This is a genomic window from Leucobacter chromiireducens (genome assembly GCF_051993095.1).
GTDB classification, from domain to species: Bacteria; Actinomycetota; Actinomycetes; order Actinomycetales; family Microbacteriaceae; genus Leucobacter; species Leucobacter chromiireducens.
In genome coordinates this window covers 1812800-1833721 of record NZ_CP197024.1, presented here as the reverse complement: position 1 = coordinate 1833721, position 20922 = coordinate 1812800, and the positions used below count along the sequence as shown (strand labels likewise).

At 65.0% G+C, this 20922-nt stretch carries 23 protein-coding genes and 3 tRNA genes; 10 read left to right on the top strand and 16 right to left on the bottom strand.

The window, feature by feature from the left end; all coding sequences use genetic code 11:
- The first annotated feature begins 16 nt into the window (after positions 1 to 16).
- The 4 genes from ACR81A_RS08270 to ACR81A_RS08255 all read left to right on the top strand — a co-directional run bounded on the left by ACR81A_RS08270 (position 17) and on the right by ACR81A_RS08255 (position 2701).
- Positions 17 to 439, top strand: a complete 423-nt coding sequence (locus ACR81A_RS08270) for a cytochrome c oxidase subunit 4 (protein ID WP_202382821.1) — start codon at positions 17 to 19, stop codon at positions 437 to 439.
- A gap of 12 nt (positions 440 to 451) precedes the next feature.
- Positions 452 to 895 carry a GNAT family N-acetyltransferase gene (locus ACR81A_RS08265; RefSeq protein WP_202382820.1) on the top strand — a complete coding sequence of 148 codons (444 nt, stop codon included), beginning with the start codon at positions 452 to 454 and terminating at the stop codon, positions 893 to 895.
- A gap of 4 nt (positions 896 to 899) precedes the next feature.
- The gene (locus ACR81A_RS08260; protein ID WP_202382819.1) at positions 900 to 1361 is read left to right on the top strand and encodes a TetR/AcrR family transcriptional regulator; all 462 of its coding nucleotides are present in this window, start codon (positions 900 to 902) and stop codon (positions 1359 to 1361) included.
- Positions 1362 to 1453: 92 nt separating this feature from the next.
- Positions 1454 to 2701, top strand: a complete 1248-nt coding sequence (locus tag ACR81A_RS08255) for an Nramp family divalent metal transporter (protein WP_440313140.1) — start codon at positions 1454 to 1456, stop codon at positions 2699 to 2701.
- 554 nt (positions 2702 to 3255) lie between these two features.
- Here ACR81A_RS08255 and qcrB read toward each other — a convergent pair.
- Genes qcrB through ctaE form a run of 4 tightly spaced genes read right to left on the bottom strand, consistent with a single transcriptional unit; the run spans position 3256 to position 7476 of the window.
- Positions 3256 to 4869 carry a cytochrome bc1 complex cytochrome b subunit gene (gene qcrB / locus ACR81A_RS08250; protein ID WP_202382818.1) on the bottom strand — a complete coding sequence of 538 codons (1614 nt, stop codon included), beginning with the start codon at positions 4867 to 4869 and terminating at the stop codon, positions 3256 to 3258.
- Entirely contained in the window at positions 4866 to 5975 is a 1110-nt protein-coding gene (qcrA, locus tag ACR81A_RS08245) for a cytochrome bc1 complex Rieske iron-sulfur subunit (RefSeq protein WP_202382817.1), read from the bottom strand. Before qcrA ends, qcrB begins: the two co-directional genes overlap by 4 nt.
- A gap of 45 nt (positions 5976 to 6020) precedes the next feature.
- Positions 6021 to 6830, bottom strand: a complete 810-nt coding sequence (gene qcrC, locus ACR81A_RS08240) for a cytochrome bc1 complex diheme cytochrome c subunit (RefSeq protein WP_202382816.1) — start codon at positions 6828 to 6830, stop codon at positions 6021 to 6023.
- Between the two features lie 16 nt (positions 6831 to 6846).
- Complete coding sequence (gene ctaE, locus ACR81A_RS08235) at positions 6847 to 7476, bottom strand: aa3-type cytochrome oxidase subunit III (protein ID WP_202382815.1); 630 nt, start codon at positions 7474 to 7476, stop codon at positions 6847 to 6849.
- 235 nt (positions 7477 to 7711) lie between these two features.
- Here ctaE and trpD point away from each other — a divergent pair, with 235 nt between their 5' ends.
- The gene (trpD, locus tag ACR81A_RS08230) at positions 7712 to 8776 is read left to right on the top strand and encodes an anthranilate phosphoribosyltransferase (RefSeq protein WP_440311569.1); all 1065 of its coding nucleotides are present in this window, start codon (positions 7712 to 7714) and stop codon (positions 8774 to 8776) included.
- 79 nt (positions 8777 to 8855) lie between these two features.
- Here trpD and ACR81A_RS08225 read toward each other — a convergent pair whose 3' ends face one another.
- From ACR81A_RS08225 to fdxA, 6 genes are all read right to left on the bottom strand, one after another.
- Positions 8856 to 9875, bottom strand: coding sequence for a M23 family metallopeptidase (locus ACR81A_RS08225; RefSeq protein ID WP_440311568.1), 1020 nt, complete (start codon positions 9873 to 9875; stop codon positions 8856 to 8858).
- Positions 9876 to 9978: 103 nt separating this feature from the next.
- On the bottom strand, positions 9979 to 11934 hold the full coding sequence (locus ACR81A_RS08220; RefSeq protein ID WP_237462801.1) for a BCCT family transporter: 1956 nt from the start codon (positions 11932 to 11934) through the stop codon (positions 9979 to 9981).
- Between the two features lie 184 nt (positions 11935 to 12118).
- On the bottom strand, positions 12119 to 12757 hold the full coding sequence (locus ACR81A_RS08215; RefSeq protein ID WP_202382811.1) for a phosphoribosylanthranilate isomerase: 639 nt from the start codon (positions 12755 to 12757) through the stop codon (positions 12119 to 12121).
- A gap of 134 nt (positions 12758 to 12891) precedes the next feature.
- The gene (locus ACR81A_RS08210) at positions 12892 to 13524 is read right to left on the bottom strand and encodes a superoxide dismutase (RefSeq protein ID WP_202382810.1); all 633 of its coding nucleotides are present in this window, start codon (positions 13522 to 13524) and stop codon (positions 12892 to 12894) included.
- A gap of 60 nt (positions 13525 to 13584) precedes the next feature.
- Complete coding sequence (locus tag ACR81A_RS08205; protein WP_440311567.1) at positions 13585 to 14106, bottom strand: flavin reductase family protein; 522 nt, start codon at positions 14104 to 14106, stop codon at positions 13585 to 13587.
- Between the two features lie 19 nt (positions 14107 to 14125).
- Positions 14126 to 14452: a ferredoxin gene (gene fdxA, locus ACR81A_RS08200; RefSeq protein ID WP_202382808.1), complete on the bottom strand. Its 327-nt coding sequence runs from the start codon at positions 14450 to 14452 to the stop codon at positions 14126 to 14128.
- 77 nt (positions 14453 to 14529) lie between these two features.
- On the opposite strand from fdxA, the gene soxR reads away from it, so the two are divergent.
- Complete coding sequence (gene soxR, locus ACR81A_RS08195) at positions 14530 to 15024, top strand: redox-sensitive transcriptional activator SoxR (protein WP_440311566.1); 495 nt, start codon at positions 14530 to 14532, stop codon at positions 15022 to 15024.
- Between the two features lies 1 nt (position 15025).
- On the opposite strand, the gene ACR81A_RS08190 is transcribed toward soxR, so the two are convergent.
- A complete protein-coding gene (locus ACR81A_RS08190; protein WP_440311565.1) occupies positions 15026 to 16534 on the bottom strand; it encodes a SulP family inorganic anion transporter in 1509 nt (502 codons plus the stop codon).
- 96 nt (positions 16535 to 16630) lie between these two features.
- Here ACR81A_RS08190 and ACR81A_RS08185 point away from each other — a divergent pair, with 96 nt between their 5' ends.
- From ACR81A_RS08185 to ACR81A_RS08175, 3 genes are all read left to right on the top strand, one after another.
- Complete coding sequence (locus ACR81A_RS08185) at positions 16631 to 16933, top strand: hypothetical protein (RefSeq protein ID WP_440311564.1); 303 nt, start codon at positions 16631 to 16633, stop codon at positions 16931 to 16933.
- Positions 16934 to 17077: 144 nt separating this feature from the next.
- On the top strand, positions 17078 to 18322 hold the full coding sequence (gene chrA, locus ACR81A_RS08180; RefSeq protein WP_440311563.1) for a chromate efflux transporter: 1245 nt from the start codon (positions 17078 to 17080) through the stop codon (positions 18320 to 18322).
- Between the two features lie 50 nt (positions 18323 to 18372).
- Positions 18373 to 18747 carry an HNH endonuclease gene (locus ACR81A_RS08175; RefSeq protein ID WP_202382803.1) on the top strand — a complete coding sequence of 125 codons (375 nt, stop codon included), beginning with the start codon at positions 18373 to 18375 and terminating at the stop codon, positions 18745 to 18747.
- Here the strand turns inward: ACR81A_RS08175 and ACR81A_RS08170 are convergent.
- From ACR81A_RS08170 to ACR81A_RS08150, 5 genes are all read right to left on the bottom strand, one after another.
- Positions 18716 to 18994, bottom strand: a complete 279-nt coding sequence (locus ACR81A_RS08170) for a hypothetical protein (RefSeq protein ID WP_440311562.1) — start codon at positions 18992 to 18994, stop codon at positions 18716 to 18718. The genes ACR81A_RS08175 and ACR81A_RS08170 overlap by 32 nt on opposite strands.
- Entirely contained in the window at positions 18981 to 19298 is a 318-nt protein-coding gene (locus ACR81A_RS08165) for a chorismate mutase (protein WP_440311561.1), read from the bottom strand. Before ACR81A_RS08165 ends, ACR81A_RS08170 begins: the two co-directional genes overlap by 14 nt.
- Positions 19299 to 19357: 59 nt before the next feature.
- A tRNA-Val gene (locus tag ACR81A_RS08160) sits at positions 19358 to 19429 on the bottom strand.
- 24 nt (positions 19430 to 19453) lie between these two features.
- Positions 19454 to 19524: transfer RNA gene (locus ACR81A_RS08155), tRNA-Cys, on the bottom strand.
- Positions 19525 to 19577: 53 nt separating this feature from the next.
- Positions 19578 to 19650 (bottom strand) — tRNA-Gly (locus ACR81A_RS08150).
- Positions 19651 to 19839: 189 nt separating this feature from the next.
- Here ACR81A_RS08150 and ACR81A_RS08145 point away from each other — a divergent pair.
- A complete protein-coding gene (locus tag ACR81A_RS08145; RefSeq protein WP_440311560.1) occupies positions 19840 to 20862 on the top strand; it encodes a hypothetical protein in 1023 nt (340 codons plus the stop codon).
- The last annotated feature ends 60 nt before the right edge of the window (positions 20863 to 20922 follow it).

Sequence of the window (20922 nt, the reverse complement as noted above, 5' to 3'; positions counted from 1 at the left end):
TGAGGAGTATTCAGCTATGAAATCCAATATCGTCATCTTCTGGATCCTGACCGCGTACTTCACGCTTCTTGCGACGGTGTACACGGTGTGGAACCTGATCGATCACGGTCGCGTCGAGTGGGCAGGATCGACCTCGATCCTGCTCTCCGCGGGGCTCACCGCCTTCATCGCGGTGTACCTCATGCTGGTGCAGAAGAAGCAGGGCGGCGTTCTCGTTGAGGACCGCCTGGATTCCGACATCGACGACGGGGACCCCGAGCTCGGCGAGTTCAGCCCCTGGAGCTGGTGGCCGCTCTTCCTTGCCTTCTCGATCTCGCTGGTCGTGCTGGGCATGTGCATCGGCTTCAACTTCTGGCTCTCGTTCTTCACCGTTCCGCTCGTTGCCGTTGGCATCGTCGGCTGGGTGTACGAGTACTACCGCGGCAACTTCGCCCGTTAGTCGGTATCCCGCGTGAGCATCATCATTCGCCGTGGCAAGAGCGAGGACGCACGTGCCGTCCTCGCTCTGGCCCGACAGTTCACTACCGGCCGCGAGACCATCGGCAGCGACGAGTTCCTCGTCGCGTTCGATAACATCCTTCGACACCGCGATCAGGAGACGAACGTTTTGTTCGTCGCCGAGCTCGACGAGAAGGTTGTGGGGTACTCCCTCATGACAGTCTCCCGTCTGCTCCACGCTCCGGGGCTCACTGCTCACTTGCAGGAGATCGTCGTCGACGAGGGCTCGCGTGGCCACGGAGTCGGTGACCGGTTGATGCAGGCGAATGAGCACTACTGCATGGGGCGCGGCGTACGTCAGCTCTCCGCCTCCACCGCGCGTATCGGCTCCTTCTACAACCACCGTGGTTTTGAACCCGTGGGGGAGCACTACCGCAAGATTCTCGAACTGGGATAGTTCAATGACCGAGCGTCGCATTAGGCGCCGGCCAGGCGAGAATCGCGAACGCCTACAAGAGGCCGGACTCATCGAGTTCGGCCTCTTTGGTTTCCACGGCACGTCGACCGGGCGCATCGCAGCCCGTGCGAGTGTGCCTCAGCCACACGTCTACGCGAATTTTCGCACCAAGCAGGAGCTCTTCCTCGCATGCGTTTCGCGCGCTGTCGTATCCATTGTTGAGCTCGAACCGGATCCGCGTGGCGTGCAGGCGATCCCAATCGGCGCGGTGCGCGTCGTATACCAGGCCTATGCTACCGCTCAGGATCCAGCGCTGGCCTCGGACCTTTCTCCGCTGTTGCGTGAACTCGAGCAACATGTTGAACCCGCAGCTCTTGGAAACCTTCTCGTTCGTGCCGCAGGCGCGCTTCGCAGTGAAGCCGGCGAGCACAGCTCAGAACGCGTGGCCACTCAATTGGAGCTGTAGCGCGCACAACTCCGACCAGGGAGACGAACTGAAGCCGTAAGTTCGAGTAGTCTAACTTTGTGAGTAGACAGAGCGAATCTGGCGCAGCGTCGCTGGATGCGGCACCGGTTGATGGTCGCCGGGGCAGGCGTCGCGGCGGTGGGATCAACCTCCTCGGGCCTGCCTTTGTCGCAGCGATCGCGTACGTCGACCCGGGGAACGTGGCCGCAAACCTCACGGCGGGTGCAGAGTACGGCTACTTGCTCCTCTGGGTACTCATTGCTGCAAACCTCATGGCGATGATTGTGCAGTACCTTTCCGCCAAGCTTGGCCTTGTCACAGGGGAGAGCCTGCCCGAGGTGCTGGGATCTCGGCTGCGCCGGTGGCCGAGGCGGCTCTACTGGCTCCAAGCGGAGCTCGTCGCTGCCGCCACCGACGTCGCCGAGGTGATCGGTGGAGCGCTCGCTCTCTACCTGCTATTCGGCGTCCCGCTACCGATCGGCGGCCTCATCGTCGGCGTCGTTTCAATGGCGCTGCTGCAGCTGCAGTCGCGACGAGGGCAGCGCACCTTCGAGTTTTTGGTCATGGGTCTGCTCGGTGTGATCACCATCGGCTTCCTTGCGGGGCTCTTGTTCAGCCCGCTCGACCCTCAGGGCATGCTGGAAGGTCTCTTGCCGCGCTTCCAAGGGACGCAGACGGTACTGCTCGCGGCGAGCATGCTCGGCGCGACGGTGATGCCGCACGCGGTGTACCTGCATTCAGCGCTGGCCCGCGACCGCCACGGCGCACACAACGAGCCTGGGCGCATCCAACGGCTGCTCGTCGCTACCCGGTGGGATGTGGCGCTGTCGCTCGTCGTTGCAGGGGGAGTGAACGTGGCGATGCTGCTGCTCGCGGCGGCGAGTCTTCCCGGAGTCGCTGGCACCGACTCCATCGAGGGCGCTCACGCGGCAATCACGGATGCACTCGGCCCGACCATCGGCGTGATCTTCGCAATTGGGCTGCTCGCCTCAGGCTTGGCCTCCACCTCGGTGGGATGCTACGCGGGTGCAACCATCATGTCCGGGCTCCTGCACATCCGCGTTCCGATGCTTGTGCGACGGGGTATTACGCTCGTGCCGGCGCTCATCTTGCTCGCCGTGGGCATCGATCCGACGTGGGCGCTCGTGCTGAGTCAGGTGCTCCTGTCCTTCGGGCTGCCCTTTGCACTGATCCCGCTGGCGCGGCTGACCGAACGGCGCGACGTGATGGGCACCTTCCAGAACGGCGCCTGGCTCCGCGTGGTGTCCTGGATGGTCGTCGGCCTGATTGTGGCGCTCAACTTGCTGCTCCTCTGGCTCATCTTCACAGGCCAGGCCTAGCCTCTTCCCGGCTTCCTCGAGCCGGTCTCTCGCACTCGATACGCCCTCGCCCCAGCCCTGCCCGTTGGGCGCTCTGGGTGTGCCTCGAGATGCCCCGGGCTTCCGCAAACGGGGGCCGCGGAGGGGCGGGGCGGATGGGTGCAACGCAGACGGGCGCGACGCAGACGGGCGCAGTTGCAGAAGAGCGTATTCGCAGAACGACGCAGTGCAGAGAAGGGGCTGCTGGGAGAGCGCCTGCGTGCCGCGCTGCGTCGCGCCCGCCGCCCGGTCCCAGCCTATACGGGATGCGTACCTCTGACGACGGCCCACAACGCTGGCGGCCACCTCGCAGTCGTTCGGAGCATTCTGGCTGTGCAACGGCTCGATTCATGCGGCACTAACGTGCCCCCGCGCAGGCAATCTACCCTCGACGGGAGGACAGGAGGACAGGAGGACAGGAGGACAGGAGGACAGGAGGACGGAGCCAAGCGCACGGCGCCAAGTGGTGTGAGGGCGCAGAAACGGCTGTGGCCCCGCAGGAAATGAATCCTGCGGGGCCACAGCCGTGGTGAGGGTTAGTGACCCTCGTGCTTGCTCTGCTCGATCTCGCCAGCGGTGGGCGGAACGATCCGATCCTCGAAGAACCAGCGGCTGAAGCCAGCACGCAGGCGCTTGGAGAAGGGGATGCGGCCGTCATCGTTGGGACGGAGCATCAGCGGCGCGTAGTCGTGGTAGCTCACGAGCTCCCACTGCTCGTACTCGTCGAGCGGCTTGTGCACCTCGACGAACTCGCCGCCGGGGAGGCGAACGATACGACCGGACTCGAAGCCGTGGAGCGCGATGCTGCGATCCTTCTTCTGGAGCGCGAGGCAGATCCGCTTCGTGACGATGTACGCAATGATCGGGCCGAGGATGAGCAGGGCCTGCAGTGCGTGGATCACGCCCTCCATGGAGAGCTGGAAGTGGGTTGCCATGAGGTCCGAGCTTGCGCCGGCCCACATTACCGCGTAGAAGGTCACGCCGGCTGCACCGATTGCGGTACGCGTCGGGGCGTTGCGCGGGCGATCCAGAATGTGGTGCTCGCGCTTGTCGCCGGTGACCCAGGCCTCGATGAAGGGGTAGATCGCTACGAGGACGATGAAGCCGCCCATGATGATGATCGGGAGCAACATGTTCCACGACCAGGTGTAGCCGAACCACTCAGTCTCGAGCCCCGGCGGGATCAGACGGAGCATGCCGTCCGCGAAGCCGATGTACCAGTCAGGCTGAGTACCAGCCGAAACGGGGGAGGGATCGTACGGTCCGTATGCCCAGATCGGGTTGATTCCCACGATCGAGGCGATCAGGAGGATCACGCCGAAGACGATGAAGAAGAAGCCGCCAGCCTTCGCTGCGTAGACGGGGAGGATGGGGTAGCCAACAACGTTCTGCTGGGTCTTGCCCGGGCCGGGGTACTGCGCGTGCTTGTGGATGACCACAAACGCGAGGTGCAGTGCCACGAACAGGATGACCAGTGCGGGCAGCAGCATGATGTGCAGCATGTAGAGACGGCCGACGATGTCGGTGCCCGGGAACTCTCCACCGAAGAAGAAGTAGGAGAGGTAGGTGCCGATCACGGGGATCGCCTTGATCAGGCCATCAATGATGCGGAGGCCGTTGCCCGAGAGCACATCGTCGGGGAGCGAGTAGCCGGTGAAGCCCTCTGCCATCGCGAGGATGAAGAGAACGAAGCCGATCACCCAGTTGAGCTCGCGGGGCTTGCGGAATGCGCCGGTGAAGAAGATACGGAGCATGTGCAGGCCGATGGAGGCAACGAAGAGAAGCGCAGCCCAGTGGTGGACGTGACGCATCAGGAGGCCACCGCGCACAGAGAACGAGATGTCCAGTGTCGAGGCCATAGCGCCCGACATCTCGACACCCTTCATCGGGACGTACGGCCCGGTGTAGTGCGTCTCGATCATCGTCGCCTGGAAGAAGAGCGTCAGGAAGGTACCCGACAGCAGGATGACGACGAAGCTATACAGCGCGACCTCGCCGAGAAGGAAGGACCAGTGGTCGGGGAAGACCTTGCGTCCGAACTCCTTGACAGCAACACCGATCTTGGTGCGCTCATCGATGTAGTTCGCGGCCGCGGACGTGAAACGGCTCGAGCCGTTCTGCGCGGGCGATTCGGTTACGGTGCTGCTCACTTGAGACGCTCCCAGTAGCTCGGGCCGACAGGTTCATGGAAATCGCTCTGCGCGACGAGGTAGCCCTCATCGTCGACCGTGATCGGCAGCTGCGGCAGGGGGCGCTTCGCGGGACCGAACACAACCTTGGCGTGCTCGGAGACGTCGAACTGCGACTGGTGGCAGGGGCACAGCAGGTGGTGCGTGTGCTGCTCGTAGAGCGCAACGGGGCAGCCGACGTGGGTGCAGACCTTCGAGTACGCGACGATGCCGTCGTACGACCAGCTCTCGCGCTCGGGAAGCTCGTTGAGCTCGCTCTGGTCCAGACGCATGAGGAGAACGATGGCCTTGGCCTTCGCATCGAGAAGGGTCTCGCTGCCGCCGCGCTCATCAAGGCTCAGCTTTGCGAAGTCCTCGTGCGTGAGGGTTTCGGGGATGACGTGGAACGCCGAACCGATGGTGACCTCGCTGGCCTTGATCGGCACACCGGAGGGATCGCGTGCGAGACGGACGCCCTTGGTCCACATGGTGTGCTTCAGCAGCTGTACGGGATCGCGATCCTGCGGAGCAAGGCCGCGCAGCAGGGTGATGCCGGGGAGCGGGAAGGCAATCAGTGCGCCGATGAGGCTGTTGCGCACGAGCGAGCGGCGCGAGAAGCCCGACTCTTCGTTTGCAAGCTTGAAGATCTCAGCCGATGCCTCGCGGGTTTCCGTGTCGCTGGGGACCGGGTGACGCTCGTCGATCGACTCGTGATCGGCCATGAGGGCCTTGCCCCAGTGGACCGCACCGATACCGATGGCAAGCATGGCGAGCGCCATGCCGAGGCCGACAACCAGCGTGTGCACGCGGATGGCCATCGGATCGCCCGTCTCGATCGGGAGGAACATGTACGCGAGAACCGCGCCCAAGCTTCCAGCGATGGAGAGGTAGAAGAGGGTGTAGACCGTGCGCTCCGCACCCTTTTCCTTCTTAGGATCCAGATCCGTGACGCGCTTGCGGTGCGGCGGAAGGCCGGGATTCTGCACGGCGTCCGACGAGATGACGGCGGTCCCAGCCGCGCCATCGGCCGAGCCGTGGCCCTGGGCTGCGACAACGGCGCCGCCGTTGTTCTTCGCTTCCTCTGCCATGTTGCTCCTTGACTCCTGACTCATGAACTCGTTGCGTTGTCGAACTTAGTTCGACTTCGCGGTGACCCAAACGGTGAGGCCAATGATGGCGCCCAGTCCGATCACCCAGATGAAGAGGCCCTCAGCGACCGGGCCGATCGACCCAAGGGTCAGACCGCCGATAGCGGGCTTCTCCTCGATGTACTTGAGGTACGAGATGATGTCGGCCTTCTGCTGCGGCGTGATGTTCGCATCGCTGAAGACGGGCATGTTCTGCGGGCCCGTGATCATTGCCTCGTAGATGTGCGTGGGGGCAACACCGGTGAGCTTCGGGGCGAACTTGCCCTGCGTCAGGGCGCCACCGGCGGCCGACACGTTGTGGCACATCGCGCAGTTGATGCGGAAGAGTTCGCCGCCCTTCGCGATACCCTCATCGTCGCTGTCTGCCTGAAGGTACTGGGTCTCGGGCAGAGCCGGTCCCGGTGCGAGGGACGCCACGTAGGCAGCCATCTGCAGGGTCTGCTCCTCGGAGAACTGCTGCGGCTTGACCATGCCCTGCGGGCCCTGGAAGGCAAGGGGCATACGGCCGGTGCCAACTTGGAAGTTGACCGATGCCGCACCAACGCCGACAAGCGAGGGGCCATCGGGCGTGCCCTGCGCGCCTGCACCGTGGCAGGTTGCACAGTTCGCCCCGAAGAGCTTCTCGCCGGCCTCGATGGTGGCGGGGGAGTTGAGGTCGATCTCAGCGGTGGCTGAGGTCTGGCTGAAGCCAGCGTACGCAGCTCCGGTCACGAGCAGGCCGACCGCAACGAGGGCTGCGGTAGCGAGCGGGTGTCGGCGTCCGGTCTTGTGGACGTTCTTCTTGGCGCGAGCCATGAGTACTGGCCTCCCCTTAGTAGCCCTGCACGAGTGGCAGGACGTAGATGACGATGAACAGGATGATCCAGACGATGTCGACGAAGTGCCAGTAGTAGGACACGACGACGGCCGTGGTCTCTTCCTTGTGCGTAAAGTTCTTGACCGCGTAGATGCGGCCGATCACGAGAAGGAAGGCGATGAGGCCGAGCGACACGTGGATGCCGTGGAAGCCCGTGGTGAGGTAGAAGGCAGAGCCGTAGGGATCGGACGCAAGGGTGATGCCCTCGGACACGAAGGTGGCGTACTCCCAGGTCTGTCCCGCAACGAAGATCGCACCCATGAAGAAGGTGAGGAAGAACCACTCAACGGTTCCCCACTGTGCGGGGCTCTTGCCGGTGGCGCGAGGCTGGCCGCGCTCTGCGGCGAAGACGCCGGCCTGAGCGGTGAAGGAGGACGCAACCAGAATCAGTGTGTTCACCAGCGCAAAGGTGAAGTTGTGCTTGGCGGTCTGCTCAACCCACAGCTCTGGGTTCATAGCGCGCAGCGTGAAGTAAATCGCGAACAGGCCCGCGAAGAACATGACCTCGCTGCCGAGCCACACGATCGTGCCGACGGCGACGAGATTCGGTCGCTTCACCGAAGGCACGGCTGACTTGGTATTCATAGTGGTCGTTGTCACCCCTCCATTATGGCTGAAAGTTTGGTGTGCGTTTTCACTCGTGACCGGCGCGCCGAACTTTCTGCGAGATTCCTGACAAGCCTACCGCTTCGCGGAGGTGATTGTGGACATCGGGCGGGCGATCCGTGAGTGTGTCGGCCAAATTTGGCGTGTTCTCGTGAGTGTGGGCCTCGGTCCCTGCGTGTCGGAAGCTGGCGCGTCGCCTCGATACAATTGCGGAATGATCGATGAACGCACCTGGCCCACCGTTCTCACCACGCTGCTCGACGGCGAGGATCTCAGCGTTTCCCAAGCTGAATGGGCCATGAGCAATTTCATGACCGGTTCAGCAAGTGGCGCTCAGATCGGCGCATTCCTTGTTGCCCTTCGTTCGAAGGGCGTGACGGTCGACGAGGTGATCGGTTTCCGTGACGCAATCTTGGCGGAGGCGCTGCCGCTCGACCTGCCCGCCATGTCGCTCGACATTGTAGGGACCGGGGGCGATCGCTTCGGTACCGTCAACATCTCGACTATGGCTTCCATTACGGCCGCCGCTGCCGGGGCGCCCGTGGTCAAGCACGGCAACCGCGCGGCGAGCAGTCAGTCGGGGTCCTCTGATGTGCTGAGTGCCCTCGGGATCGATCTCGAGCTTGATGCGGCCGCGGTGTCTCAGACGTTCTCAGGGGTTGGGATCGCATTCGTGCACGCCGCGCGCTTCCTTCCGGGATTCCGGCACGTGGCTCCCGCCCGCGCGGAGCTCGGCATTCCGACGGTGTTCAACTTCCTCGGGCCGCTTTGCAATCCGGTGCGCCCCGAGGCCTCGGCCGTGGGTGTCGCAGATATCGACCGTGTGCCGATCTTCGTGGGTGTGTTCCGCCTGCGCGGTGCCTCAGCTCTTGTGTTCCGAGGCGATGATGGGCTCGACGAACTGACCACGACCGGCCACTCGCGCCTGTGGGAGGTCAGCCGCGGTGGTCTCACGGAGCACGACATTGATCCCCGGGAGCTTGGGATCCCACGATCCCAGATCCAGGATCTCGTCGGCGGCACTCCCGAGGAGAACGCCGCTGTGGTGCACCGGGTGCTGCAGGGTGAGCGAGGCCCGGTGCGCGACATCGTGCTGCTCAACGCAGCCGCAGGCCTCGTGGCCTACGACCTGGCCAACAACCCGGAGTCCGTGGAGCGCGCGCTGCTCGAGCGCCTCAGCGAGAAGCTGAAGGTCGCGGAGGACGCGATCGATTCGGGTCGCGCGGCAGCGAAGCTTGCTGACTGGGCTCGGGTGACGAGCGGCCTCAGCGCTCGGTAATCTCCGGGGCCCAGCGCCCTGAAATGCCGAGAAGGGGGCCCATCGCGTACGCGATGGCCCCCTTCTCTGTGTTGCGCGCTTAGGAGCTCGTGCCAGAGCGGGTCTCAGCGGTCGCCGGCGCGTTCTTCGTGGTCGTCTTCTCGTCGCGGTCCATGCGGCTGTACTTTGCAAGGAACGGCATCGGGTCGGCGGGCTGATCGTCGACGCGCAGCGCCAAGTGCAGGTGCGCGCCGAAGGCCATGCCGGTCGCGCCGACTCGGCCGACGGGGTCGCCCATCATGAGGGTGTCGCCGACCGAGTACGAATGCGAGGCATCCTGCATGTGGCAGTAGCGGCTCGTCACTTCCTTCCCGTCGATCTCATGCTCGAGTTTGAGACCGAAGCCACACCCATCGCTCGCGAAGCCTGCTTCCAGAACCGTGCCGTCTGCGATTGCGTAGATCGGAGTACCCGCTGCGGCGCCAAAGTCTTGCGCGTCGTGGAACTGCTCAACCGGGGCCGTGCGGTACCCAAACGGATCAGTGAGGAGCACGGACTGTTGGAATGGGTAGTTGACGAGCGCTCGTGCGCGATACGCGTAGGTGCCGGCGATGGCCTCGTCGACGTCGACCGCGGTGATCTCTGCGAGTGACGCGGGAATGTCTTCCGGTGACACCTCGGAGAACAGTCGCTGCTGCGTTGCTGCAGCGACGACCTCATCCTCGCTGCCTTGCGTGAGCGGCACGGCGGCGGAGAGCACGAGCCCCCCGACGCTCGCGGCCGCCGCCGCCGCAGCGATTCGGCGCCGAAGTGGGCGACGTGCACGTGGCGCGCTGCCGTCGTCCGCCCTCGCCGAGGAGAGGTCGCGCTCCGGAAGTGGGACGCGCACGTACCCACCGGTGATCGGGCCGTCGTGTTCGACAGGCGGCTCGGGGAGCGTTACCGCGGGTGCCTGCGCGGCGGGACGCGCGGGCTGCTGCTCGAGTGCTTCGGGTGCTTCGGGCTGCGTCGCAACGTGTTGCTGCTGCGGCTCAGTCGGCGCCGCGTTCCATGCGGCCGCTTCGCGCAGGGCGCGACGCGACGGGAACGATTTCGGCGCGGGGGAGGATGAATCGGGCATGCGGACTTTCGATCGGCGGTGCCGTGCGCGGACGCTCGGCAAAGATAACGAACAGGTTACAACCGGGAGCTTGGAAACGCCAGTTCTCGGTGTTCGCTCTCAGCTACTGGGTGTTCGGGTCGGGCTTCTCTTCGTGCTCGGCCGCATTTGGCTGAGTGTCTTCGGGCGCCACGTACGGCTTTTCTCCGACGGTGAGTGAAGCATCGCCGGATGCTGAGTGATCGGGCCGGTCAGGGCCCTTCTCCTGGATCTTGCCCGGCTCGAGGGTCCGTCGCACGTCCTCTGGGGTGAGCTGCTGGATGGGCCCGGTGGTTGCGTCGACGTACCACTCGGTGAGCACCGGATCTGTGCTGTCGAAGCCCGCGCCCGCGCCCTCGTCTGCGGGGACCTCGCTTGTGCCGAACACGAAGTCGTCACCGTACTCGTCGATGCCACGGCGCACACCCTGCGCGATGGCGGCCTGAGCGTACTTGCGGCGAATGATGTAGGGATCCGTGCGGAGGTCTTTCGCCCACGAGAACATGATGCCGATGACCACGAACGCGAACGGGAGCGCCGACACCACCATGAGCGATTGCAGGCCGCCCAGTGTGTTGCGACCGCCCGCAAGAAGGAGAGAAACGGCGATCAAGCTGAGGAGGAGGCCCCAGAGGATTGTCACCCACCGGGAGGGTTCTGGTCGTCCAGCCTGGGACATGGATGCCATGACGATGGATGCGGAGTCTGCGGCGGTCACGAAGAACACGACGACGGCGATCATTGCGACCACGGAGGTCAGCATGCCGAGTGGGAGTCGCTGGAGGAGATGGAACAGTACCTCCTCGCCGGAGTCGCCGGTTTGGAGGTCAACCCCGTTCAGGCTCATGTAGATCGCGGTGCCGCCGTACACGACGAACCAGGCGATGACAATCGCGGAGGGGACGAGCACCACGGTGGTGACGAACTCGCGAAGCGTGCGCCCACGGGAAATCTTTGCGATGAACATCCCCACGAACGGCGTCCACGACACCCACCATGCCCAGTAGTACGTAGTCCAGGAGGAGAGGAAGGTTGCCGTCTCGCCTCCCTGATTCGGGTTGCGGGCGAGCATGAGGCCGAGCTGCTCGAAGAACTCGACGAGCGACGAAGGGAAGAAGTTCAGCAGGAACACGGTCGGCCCCGCGATGAGCACGAAGAGGCCGAGGCTTCCCGTGAGCACCATGTTGAGGTTTGACAGCCGGCGGATGCCGCGCTTCACACCGGAAACAGCTGAGGCGATAAAGAGTGAGGTGAGGATCGCGATCGCCCCCACGAGGAACGTGTTGCCGAGCGGGCCGATCCCGGTGACCATGCGGAAGCCGCTCTCGATCTGCAAGGCCCCGATCCCGAGCGAAACCGCGGTGCCGAAGAGCGTCACGATGATCGCAAAGATGTCGATCGTGCGGCCCAGCGCGCGGTGGGAACTGCCGGGAAACACCGGCTCGAATAGCGCAGAAATCAGTGGGGCGCGGCCGCGACGATACGCGCTGTACGCGATCGCGCCACCGACCAATGCGTAGAACGCCCACGCAATGGGGCCCCAGTGCAGGATCGTCTGGGCGAGTGCGGGAAGCGCAGCGTCGGCGGTTCCACCCTGTTCGGTGAGGCCTGGCGGCGGGGAGAGGAAGTAGGTGAGCGGTTCGAGCGGCCCGTAGAACAGGAGACCGATTCCGAGACCCGCGGCGAAGAGCATCGAGATCCACGATGCGGTCGAGAACTCGGGCTCTTCGTCGTCAGCGCCGAGCCGGATGCCGCCGGTGCGGCCGTAGCCGACGACGAGCATGAAGAGCACGACGGTGATGGCAAGCGCCCCGAAGAGCCAGCTGAAGTTCGCGGTGACCCATGCCAAGGATGCCGCGCCCACCTCGGCGAGGTTGTCGGGCGCGATGAACGCCCACGCGATCACTCCCACGGTGAGGGTCAGCGTGACGATGAGCACCACCCAGTTGGTGGGGAATCGCATCCCTGTCTGCTCGACGCCGATGCCCGGCAGGAGGCCGGGGTGGGGGAGCGGGGGTGGGGTGGGAACCGTGATCTTCATGGTTCGTTTCCCCGTAGGGTTCGACTTCGGCATGGTTCTCAGCCTCCGAGCGTTGCTTTGAACAGCGGCCGGGTTCTGGCCACTGTCCTACGCTAGCGAGGGCTGGGCTATTCTGACCAGGGGTTTCGCGCGAAGTCTTTCACCGTGTTGGTGTGAAAGGAGCTTGGACCGGGGGTTTCTTCCGTTATGCGTTCGTGACCTGGCTCTGGCGCGCCGCAGCGATGAACTGCCTGATGAGCTCGGGATCCTTGAGCCCAGGTGCCGACTCGACGCCGCTCGACACGTCGACTCCGCCGGGGTGTGCTGCGCGAATCGCCGCCGCCACATTTTCGGGTGCGAGCCCACCTGCGAGGACCCAGCTGGCGCCAAGGCGCTGGGGATCCAGCTGCGAGAGGTCCCACGTTTCGCCCGAGCCGGGCACGGCGCCGTCAACAAGGAGGCGCTCCTCCCCAAACTCTCCGGCGCGGAGCTCCGGGAAGTGCGCGAGCGACGCCGCGCGCCACACGCGAGGGATCACCCGCTGGGCCGCGGCAATGTCTGTGTGTGAGTATCGGCCGTGCAACTGGAGTACGTCGAAACCGAGATCGCGAGCAAGCTCCGCAGCCTCGCGCGCGGGCGTACGGCTCACCACGAGTACCGTGTCGATCCCGGTCGCGTGCGTGCTCGCTGCTGCCCGTGCCGCAGCAATAACGGCGAGCGCTTCTTCCGGCCTGGCGTTCCGAGGACTTCCCTCGCTCATCACCACGCCGACCGCATCGGCGCCGAGGCTCGCGGCGAGTGCGCCGTGCGCAGCGTCGCGGAGTCCACAGATCTTCACGTACATGGCGCTCCTCGGGCTTGGCGGCGGGCCCAGTCGAGCCCCCGGCCGCCCAGTGTACTGCGTTGAGCCCGGTGCGAACTGGTGTCGCACCGGGCTCAACCGCGCGCGTGCCGCCCCCGACACGCCCGCTGCGGGGTTTAGCGGCTCTGCGCCGTGATGAGCCCCGCGGTCTGCGTGCGCGCGGCAGCGAAGCGGCGTGCAACGTCCTCCCAGTTGACGACGTTCCAGAACGCCTTCACGTAGTCAGCACGGACGTTCTGGTAGTCGAGGTAGTACGCGTGCTCCCACACGTCGAGCTGCAGCAGCGGGGTGACGCCGAGGGGTGCGTTGCCCTGCTGGTCGAAGAGCTGGAACACCACCGGGCGAGCGCCGACGGAGTCCCATGCGAGCACCGACCAGCCGGAACCCTGGACGCCCATCGCGGTCGCCTCGAAGTGTGCGCGGAACGCCTCGATCGAGCCGAAGTTGCTGCCAATCGCCTCGGCGAGCTCTCCCGTGGGATCGCCGCCGCCGTTCGGAGACATGTTCTCCCAGAACACGCTGTGGTTGATGTGGCCACCGAGGTTGAACGCGAGGTCCTTTTCAAGCTTGTTCACCGCGGCGAGGTTGCCGCTCTCACGCGCCTCAGCAAGCTGCGCGAGAGCGGTGTTCGCGCCAGTGACGTAGGCCTGGTGGTGCTTCGAGTGGTGCAGCTCCATAATGCGCCCTGAAATGTGAGGTGCAAGTGCGGAGTAGTCGTAGGGCAGGTCGGGCAGGGTGTACTCGGTCATGGCCGGGTCCTTTCGATATGCGGAGGGTGAAGGTGCTGGCTCGATGCCCGCGGTGCGGAGCTAGAGCGCCGGGCCGAGCGCGTGGAACGCGCGGTCGCGGTAGATCAGTGGAGCTGCGGGTGCGCCCAGGTGCACGTCGAGCACCTGGGCGACGACAAGCGTCGACGCGCCCACTGCAACAGACTGGAGCGTGCGGCAGCGGAACGCCGCGCGCGTGTTCGGGAGGAACGGTTCGCCGGTGGGAAGGGTTTCCCAGCCCTGTTCTGTCGTGAAGCGTTCCGTGCCGCTCACCGCAAACAGCTGCGCCATTTCGAGCTGCGGCTCGTCGAGCAGATGCACCACATAGCTCGATGCTTGGAGGATGCCGCCGGCGCTCCCCGTTGCGCGAGTCACGGAGAAGGCGAGCGCTGCGGGATCGAGTCCCACCGAGGCGACGCTTGACGCGGTGAGGCCCACCGGTCCCTCGGGAGTCTGCGCGGTGATGAGCGCGATCCCGGCGGGGTGGGTGCGGAAGGCATCCTTGAGGCCGGCCGCGAGCGTTTCCGCGGTCGCAGCCGTTTCGGTGAGTGTTGCGGTGTTCATGTGCGCTCCTCTACAGCGGCTAGACGGTCGCGGCTTGCGGCGGCAGCGCGGCGATGATCGGGTGATCGAAGTTGTACATGCCGACTTTGGCCGCGCCACCGGGGGAGCCGATCTCGTCGAAGAACTCGACGTTGGCCTTGTAATAGTCGGACCACTCGCTCGGCAGATCGTCTTCGTAGTAGATCGCTTCGACGGGGCAGACGGGCTCGCAGGCGCCGCAGTCCACGCACTCATCCGGGTGGATGTAGAGCATGCGTTCGCCCTCGTAGATACAGTCCACGGGGCACTCGTCGATGCACGCGCGATCTTTGACGTCGACACAGGGGAGCGCAATCACGTAGGTCATGCGTGCAGTATGTTTCGCTTCGACATACCCACAACCGTAAAACCTCAAGTATGGTTGAGGTCAAGGAGGAGGTTGGGTTGAGTGAAGAATCTGCGGTGCCGAACGAGAAAACAACGTCGCCGGTGGGGCAACACGTCCCTGAAGAACTCCTCACGGTTGGCGAAATGAGCCGCCGCACGGGCGTCGCGGTGTCTGCCCTGCACTACTACGAACAGCTTGGACTTATCGCTTCGAGGCGCACCGCCGGAAACCAGCGGCGGTACCCCCGCTACATGCTTCGCCGTGTCGCGCTCGTGTCGGTGGCCAAGCGGCTCGGGATCCCACTCTCGGATGTGCAAGAGAGCTTTGCCGACGTGCCGCTTGAAACACCGCCCAGCCACGAGGACTGGCAGCGCGCCTCGCGGCGGTGGAAGAAGACGCTGGAGCAGCGCCGCAAGGGAATCGAGGAGCTCGAACGCGAGCTCACCGGTTGCATTGGGTGTGGCTGCCTCTCGATGAAGGCGTGCCGGCTCCTCAACCCCGATGATGAGCTCGGAGACAGCGGGGCTGGTGCCCTGCGCATTCGGGTCTAGCTCAGGATCCGCCGAGAGTGCCGCTCAGCCGCCCGTGCATGGCGCTCGTGCGAGCGTTCATTCCGGTGAGTTCGACGCTGATGCCTCTTCGTGCGTACCGGGTCTCGATCGCATCGATGGCGGCGACTGTCGAGGCGTCCCAGACGTGCGCGTCGCTGAGGTTGATGACCACTCGCGCGGGGTCTGCGCCGTAGGCAAAGCGGGTGGTCAGCTCGTTGCTCGACGCGAAGAAGAGCTCGCCGCGCACCGAATAATGTGCGGTCGCTTCGTCAGCCTCACCAGTGACTGTTCGGGTCACCTCCACCACGCTCGACACGCGGCGCACGAAAAGAACAGACGCCGCCACGACGCCCACGCCAACGCCAATGGCGAGGTTGTGGGTGAGCAGCACCGCCGCCACCGTGAGGACCATGACGGCCGTTTCGCTGCGCGGCAGGCGGCGGAGCGTCGCCGGGGTGATCGAGTGCCAGTCAAACGTGGCCACGGACACCGCGATCATGACGGCGACAAGAGCTGCCATCGGGATCGCAGCCACCACGTCCCCCAGCACGAGGACGAGGACGAGCAGGAACACGCCGGCAAGGAAAGTTGAGACGCGGGTGCGAGCGCCGGAGGCTTTGACATTCATCATGGTCTGTCCGACGACGGCGCAACCGCCCATGCCGCCGAAGCAGCCCGACATCAGATTGGCGACACCCTGCCCCCACGCCTCGCGTGTGCGACTCGTGCGCGTGTCAGTGATCTCGTCAACCAGTTGCGCGGTCATGAGCGATTCGAGGAGCCCCACGCAGGCCATTCCGAGTGCTGCCGGCCCGATGATCGCGAGTGTCTCCAGGTTCATCGGAACCGTCGGGAAGAAGAACTCCGGCAAGCTCTGGGGCAGTTCACCCTGATCGCCGACGGTGGGAACTGAGATCCCAATCGAAACAACCGCGAGGGTGACGAGCACAATCGCAATGAGCGGCGCGGGCACCGCTCGCGTGAAGCGGGGGAGCACTGCGAGCACGACCAATCCGCCCACCACGAGCGGGTACACCGCGAACGGGACATCAATCAGATGTGGCAGCTGCGCACCAAGCACGAGGAGTGCCAGCGCGTTGACAAAGCCCACCATCACACTGCGTGGAATGAAACGCATGAAACGCGCGACGCCGAGCACCGCGAGCACGATCTGCAGGACCCCAGCGAGCAGCACCGTTGCAACGAAGTACTCAATGCCGTGATCACGCATGACCGGCGCGATCACGAGCGCGACTGCTCCGGTTGCTGCGGTAATCATTGCCGGGCGTCCCCCAACGAATGCGATCGTGACCGCCATGATGCAGGAAGAGAAAAGCCCCATGCGTGGATCGACTCCCGCGATCACCGAGAACGCGATCGCCTCCGGGATCAGCGCCAGTGCAACGACCAGACCCGCGAGCGCCTCGCGCGTGAGGATGCGTGGGGATCGCAGTGCCGCACCCACGGTCATGGGGCGCGAGGAAGCGAGCTGCGCGGAGTGGCTCGGCATGCACGGTCCTTTCAAATGGCGGTGTCGCGCCGTGTGTGCGCAGAGGGGCAGCGTATCGGAGGCGCGGGCCTGCGCGCCACGTGGGAGACTTGCCGCATGCGTGTCGAGGTGCTCACTATTCCAGATTGCCCAAACGGCGAGCTTGCCGTGCAGCGCACTCGCGCCGCGCTCGCCGAACTCGGAGCGGACCCGGCGACGCTGCGCGTCACCACACTGACGAGTGACGCTGCAGCGGCGAATGCCCCGTTCTCAGGGTCGCCCACCATCCTGCGAGACGGGGTCGACCTCTTCGCGGGGACGCGGGCGTCGACGCTTGCGTGTCGCGTCTATCCTTCGGACGCGGGGCCGAGCGGGGCGCCGACCGTCCCGGAGATCGTGGCTGCCCTCCGCGCCCACTAGCTTGTCGACGCGCACGTCATCAAGTGTTTGCTTGAGGTGGGCGGCGCCGGGCACGAAGCTTGTTGGATGGCCCGGCTTCCTCCTCACTTGACCCCGAGAGCTGCGGCGGGGTCGCCGGCGCCCTCTGCGGGTGCGCTGGGGGAGGTGTTTCGTGCGTTTCTCCGCCTCGGCCTCACATCGTTTGGTGGCCCCGTAGCGCACCTGGGGTACTTCCGGGAGGAGTTCGTAGCGCGACGCCGCTGGCTGAGCGATGCGGCGTACGCGGAGCTGCTCGCGCTCTGCCAGTTTGTGCCGGGGCCGGCCTCAAGCCAACTCGGGATCGCGATTGGCCTGCACCGAGCGGGCGCACTCGGCGGTCTCCTTGCCTGGCTCGGCTTCACGCTGCCGTCGGCGGTGCTGTTGGTCGGGCTTGCGGCGATGGGCACCGCACTTCCTTCGACGCAGGCCGTTCGCGGCGCACTGCTGGGCCTCCTGGCGGTGGCCGTCGTAGTGGTCGCGCATGCGGTCTGGGGGATGGCACGCAGCCTCGCGCCTGACAGCCAGCGTCGCGTGATCGCGCTCGTCGGCATGGTGCTCGCACTCTTGGCTCCGGGTGCGCTCGGCCAGGTGCTCGCGATTGCCTGCGGGGCAGCCGCCGGTCTTCTGTGGCTCCGCGATCGAGGAACATCGCGCGCGGCGGAGCGTGAAGATACGCGGAGCGCGGAGGCCGCCCCGGTTCTCCCCGCCGAGCGGACCAGCTGGGCTCCCACACCGATTCCGGGGATCTGGGCAGTAACGCTTCTGTGCGGTCTGCTTGTGCTGCTGCCGCTGGCGGCGCTCATCTGGCCCAGTATCTGGCTCGGGATCGCGGATGCGTTCACGCGTGCAGGCGCGCTGGTGTTTGGCGGCGGGCACGTCGTGCTGCCGCTGCTCGGCGCTGAACCTGTTGTGGCGGCCGGCGTTGATCCCGAGCAGTTCATGGCGGGGTATGCCGCAGCGCAGGCAGTGCCCGGGCCGCTCTTCACTTTCGCGGCGGGGCTCGGGTTTGAGCTTGGCACGAACGCGGGGCTGGGGTGGGGTGCACTGGGAGCTGCCGCCCTTGCGATGGTGGCAGTGTTCCTGCCCGGGGTGCTGTGGCTGCTCGCGGCGCTGTCGGTGTGGGAGCGCTTGCGGGCGAGCACTCGCGCGCAGGCTGCACTGCGGGGCACCAACGCAGCAGTGGTCGGCATCCTTGCGGCAGCGCTCGTGACTCCCGTCGTGCCCGCAGGGCTGACCGGTTGGGTATCACTCGGCATCGCGCTGCTCGCGATCATTCTTCTTCTCTGGCGCCGACCCGCGTGGCAGGTCGTGCTTGCCGGCGCCACTGTCGGAGCGCTTCTCGCCGCAGCAGGCCTGCCGCTCGGGTGGTGAGCCCGCGTGCCGGGGTGAAACCGCGCCGCGAGTGTGCCTAGGATGAAGGGGTGCCTCCGCGTCGCAAGTTTCCTGTGTCGAGTTCGGCGAAGACCCGCGCCCGCTACGCCAAGCGGCGGCAGCGGCGCCTCTCGCGTGTAGTGAATGATCTGTCCGCTGCCGAGTGGGGTGAACTCCGTGCAGCTTGGGGCGGTTGTGCCTACTGCGGCGTCACGGAGTCAGCGCTGCAGAAAGACTGTATTCAGCCGATCTCGCGCGGCGGCCGCTACACCCTCGAGAACGTGGTTCCTGCCTGCGCGTCCTGCAACGCGAGTAAGCACACCAATGAGGTCACCGCGTGGCTGCGCAAGAAGAAGCTCGATGAGCGCACCTTCCTGCAGCGCTACTCGGAGATCATGTCTGGCTTGGCGGAGCCGGGGGAGTAGTCGAAAAGAGGCCCGCCTGAGGCGGGTCACCCGGGGACGGCGCCTCCGCCGGGAGCTCACGCTGGATCTCACGGATCTCCGCTGCGCGCGCAGCTTCCGGGTGGAACACATTGTCGAACGCGCTCACCGTGCCTGAGAGTACGGATCCGTCCCGAGTACGGCGACTGCGATCGATGCGCCAGACCGTGACGAGCAGTGCGATGACGCTCGCGGCGATGAGCACGGTGATCACTTCACTCTGTGTCACGAAGGCTCCCAGTGCGTCTGCGATGATCGTCAAGCTCAAACTCGATGAAGCCGGCGATGAGTGCGCGGTACGCGCCCTCAACAACATCTGGTGCCGCGCCCGCTCCCTCGGCGAGGTCGCGCACGCGTGCGATGACCCGCTGGGCCCGGTCCGGTGCGCGAACATCGCTCTCGGTGGACTTCAACCTGCCTGCCGCGACCACCCAACGCTGTCGTTCGGCGATCAACGAAACAATCTTTTGGTCGATCGCGTCAATGTGCGCGCGTACGTCCGGGAGTGTCAGCTCAGCCGAGGTGTGGTCCATGCTGGCAAGGGTAGCTGGAAAACAAGAAAGCCCCCGGTGAAAACCGGGGGCTTGTTCTGTGCGCGATACTGGGATCGAACCAGTGACCTCTTCCGTGTCAGGGAAGCGCGCTACCGCTGCGCCAATCGCGCCTAAAAGGCTATTGAATTATAGCGAGGTGGCGACGGGATTCGAACCCGTGTATACGGCTTTGCAGGCCGCTGCCTCGCCTCTCGGCCACGCCACCGTATGGTGTTGCCACCTATTCAAATAAGCAATCAAGTAAATACTGACTACCAGAGCGGATGACGAGACTCGAACTCGCGACCCTCACCTTGGCAAGGTGATGCGCTACCAACTGCGCTACATCCGCATGTTCACGGTGTTTGTTTCTGTGTTGCTGCCGTGTACTTGTATGACTATACGGGGGTTTTGCGGGGGTGCGCAAATTGGGCCCGTATGCCCGGGCGCGCCGCGGCTCTACGTAAGGGATCTCGGGGGTTTCTCGTCATTTTCGGCATTCTTGGACCCGGGCCGCTACCTCGGCGGTTACTGTGGACACATGGTGAAGGCACAGCGTTCTGGTCTCAGGCGCGGCCTGTGCCTCGTTGCTGTTCTGCTCGTTGCGCTCGGCCTGATCCTGGCGGTCACCTTCCGTCAGCAGGTGAAGGACCATTTCGCGGCGGTCTCGTTCGATCCCGATCCGAGCGTGGAGCGTGTGCTGCTCGATCTCGATCTCACGGATACGGGGGAGCGCGTCTTTCTGGCGACGCATCCCACTATTGATGGAAGTCAGCACTTCAATACGCAGTGCGCGGGCGTGGACCACTCCGAGCAGGGGCACGTGCTCGGGTGTTACACCCATGATCAGATCCATCTCTTTGACGTCACGGATGATCGCCTCTCTGGCGTCGTGGAGGTGACGGCCGCGCACGAGCTCTTGCATGCCACCTTCGCGCGCATGGGAGATGGGGATCGCTCGGCGCTCAGCGCAAAGCTCCGGCAGGAGTACGACCGCCGTGCTGGGGATGATCCCGCGCTGAAGGAGCGCATGTCGGTGTACGAGCACCTGTCCGAAGCCTCCTTTGTGAACGAGCTGCACTCGGTGTTGGGCACTGAGGTGCGCGAGCTGCCAGATTGGCTCGAAGAGCACTATGCACAGTGGTTCGTTGACCGAGCCGACATTGTTGATGCGTTCGCCACCTACCACGCAGTGTTCGTGGACCTCCAGCAGCAGGCGGACGAGCTCCGCGCGGAGATGGAGACGCTCCGTGCTGATGTGGAGGCGCGGAAGAAGGACTACGTGTCCGCGGTCGAGCAGTTCAACGCCGACGCGGCGGAGTTCAGTGCGCGCAATGACCGCTATGAATTCTCGGGCGACCCCGCGGGCTTCGATCAGGTGCGCGGTGAGCTTGAGTGGCGACGGGGTGACCTTGAGTCGACTCGAGCGGGCATCCAAGCAGATGTGGATCGCTACAACGCGCTGCGGGATCAGCTCACTGCGCTCAGTGAGGTGAGCACTGAGCTCGACGACCAGCTGAATAGCGACCTCGCTCCCGTGACGACACGCCCGGATCAGGAGTGAGGGATCCCCGAGATTACGCGGGAAACGGCGGGGTCGCGCGGCACTCGCGAGAAGCCGTGT